This window comes from Acidimicrobiales bacterium, from assembly GCA_036491125.1.
Taxonomy (GTDB): domain Bacteria; phylum Actinomycetota; class Acidimicrobiia; order Acidimicrobiales; family AC-9; genus AC-9.
Genome location: DASXCO010000038.1, coordinates 1 through 2,191, shown reverse-complemented (window position 1 = coordinate 2,191; position 2,191 = coordinate 1). Strand labels below are relative to the sequence as shown.

Sequence of the window (2,191 nt, the reverse complement as noted above, 5' to 3'; positions counted from 1 at the left end):
ACAAGCTGATGAACGGCTCCTAGTCGCACGCAGCCTGCGGCGGGTGGGTCGTCTGGTGGTTGCTGAGCAGCCCTAGATCGCACCACGTCCCGCGGATCGCGGCAACCCCCGCAGCCCGCGCTTTCTAAGCCGCGGTTGACGTTCGCCGGCACCCCGCCGCAACGCGACAGGGACCCACAACCCAACTAGCTCTTGGAAGAAGCCTTGCTCTCGGACTTGTTCGAGCCCGAGCCCGAAGAGCCCGAGTTCGAGCCGGAGCCCGAGTCTGACTTCGACGACGACCCACCACCGTCGGAATTGGAGCTGCTCTTGGAGTCCGAGGATGAGGAGCTTGAGGACTCGCTCTTGCTCGAGCTCTCCTTGGCCTCCTTCATCTCACGGGAGCGCTTGCGGGTGCCGTAGTCGGTGTTGTAGAAGCCAGAGCCCTTGAAGTGCACGGCGATGGGGTGAAACACGCGCTGGACCGTGGCGCCGCAGACCTCGCACTCGGTCACCGCATCGTCGCTGATGCGCTGCATGACCTCGAACTGGTGGCCCTTCTTGCACCGGTACTCGTAAATCGGCATCGCTTCAGAGAATATAGCTGGCACTCCTGGCGCCAGAGTGCCAAGGACGCGGGGGACTCCCGACGGCTACCATCGACGGCCGCGCCCATGCCCGAAGACGCCGTCACCATGGAGAAGATCGTGTCGCTGTGCAAGCGACGCGGCTTCGTGTTCCAGAGCAGCGAGATCTACGGGGGGATCGGGTCCAGCTACGACTACGGCCACTACGGCGTCCTGCTCAAGAACAACGTCAAGGCTCAGTGGTGGCGGGCGATGCTGCAAGAGCGCGACGACATCCTGGCGCTGGACTCGGCGATCATCCAGCACCCGCGCACGTGGGAGGCCAGCGGGCACCTAGCCGGCTTCACCGACCCGCTGGTGGATTGCCGCACGTGCAAGCTGCGCTTCCGCGCTGACCACCTCGACGTGTCGGCGTGCGGGCGCAAGCCCTCCAAGCACCCCGGCGAGACGCCCGACTGCGACCTCACCGAGGCCCGCGACTTCAACCTCATGTTCGAGACGACGGTGGGGCCGGTCAAGGAGGAGGGCTCGAAGGTGTACCTGCGGCCCGAGACCGCCCAGGGCATCTTCCTGAACTTCAAGAACTACCTGCAGTTCGGGCGCAAGAAGCCGCCCTTCGGCATCGCCCAGATCGGCAAGAGCTTCCGCAACGAGATCACCCCCGGCAACTTCATCTTCCGTACCCGCGAGTTCGAGCAGATGGAGATGGAGTTCTTCGTCCCGCCCGCCGAGGCGCCGAACTGGTTTGAGCACTGGCTGACTGAGCGCCACGAGTGGTACCTGAAGCTGGGCATCCGCGCCGACCACCTGCGCCTGCGCGCCCACGACGCCGACGAGCTCTCGCACTACTCCAGCGCCACCTCAGACGTCGAGTACCTCTTCCCCATCGGCTGGCAGGAGCTCGAGGGGATCGCCAACCGCGGCAACTTCGACCTCACCCGCCACGCCGAGTACTCGGGGCAGAAGCTCGAGTACGTCGACACCGTCTCGGGCGAGCGCTACGTCCCCTACGTCATCGAGCCCGCCGCCGGCGCCGACCGGGCGATGCTGGCCTTCCTGGTCGACTCCTATGACGAGGACGAGATCGGCGGCGAGTCACGCACCGTGCTTCGGCTGCATCCGCTGCTGGCGCCGGTGAAGGTGGCCGTCCTGCCCCTGGTGCGCAAGGACGGCCAGCCGGAGCTCGCCCGCCGCGTGTGGAGCGAACTGCGCGACCGCGTCCAGGCCGAGTACGACGAAGGCGGAGCGATCGGCCGCCGCTACCGCCGCCAGGATGAGATCGGCACGCCGTGGGCGGTGACGATCGACCACCAGTCGCTGGAGGACGAGACGGTCACCCTGCGCGACCGCGACAGCCTGGCCCAGGACCGCATCGCCATCGCCGACCTCGGCGACGAGATCGAGCGGCGCCTCCGGGCGCCCTGGACGTCGCCAAAGATCCCGTTCGCCGACGACGACACGGACGCCGCCGCGACGTCCGACGCCTAGACCGTCACGCGCACAGCGGGCGACGTGGCCCCGAGGCTGATCGCGTCCTCTGCCACCCGCGCAACGATCACGAAGGTGCCGCGCGGCTTGCGGCCCAGCGACAGCTGGGCGTCAAAGGCGCCGCTCGCGGCCTTCAG

2 protein-coding genes are annotated in these 2,191 nt (G+C 67.3%); one reads left to right on the top strand and one right to left on the bottom strand.

Annotated features, from left to right (window positions below):
* Nucleotides 1-185: 185 nt before the first annotated feature.
* Nucleotides 186-566, bottom strand: coding sequence for a zinc ribbon domain-containing protein (locus VGF64_03055; GenBank protein ID HEY1633711.1), 381 nt, complete (start codon nt 564-566; stop codon nt 186-188).
* An 87-nt stretch (nt 567-653) separates the two neighbouring features.
* Here VGF64_03055 and VGF64_03050 point away from each other — a divergent pair, with 87 nt between their 5' ends.
* Nucleotides 654-2,054, top strand: coding sequence for a glycine--tRNA ligase (locus tag VGF64_03050; protein HEY1633710.1), 1,401 nt, complete (start codon nt 654-656; stop codon nt 2,052-2,054).
* Nucleotides 2,055-2,191 lie beyond the last annotated feature (137 nt).

Coding starts and splice junctions, on each gene's coding strand:
- VGF64_03050 (HEY1633710.1), top strand. CDS start 654: ATGCCCGAAGACGCCGTCACCATGGAGAAGATCGTGTCGCTGTGCAAG.
- VGF64_03055 (HEY1633711.1), bottom strand. CDS start 566: ATGCCGATTTACGAGTACCGGTGCAAGAAGGGCCACCAGTTCGAGGTC.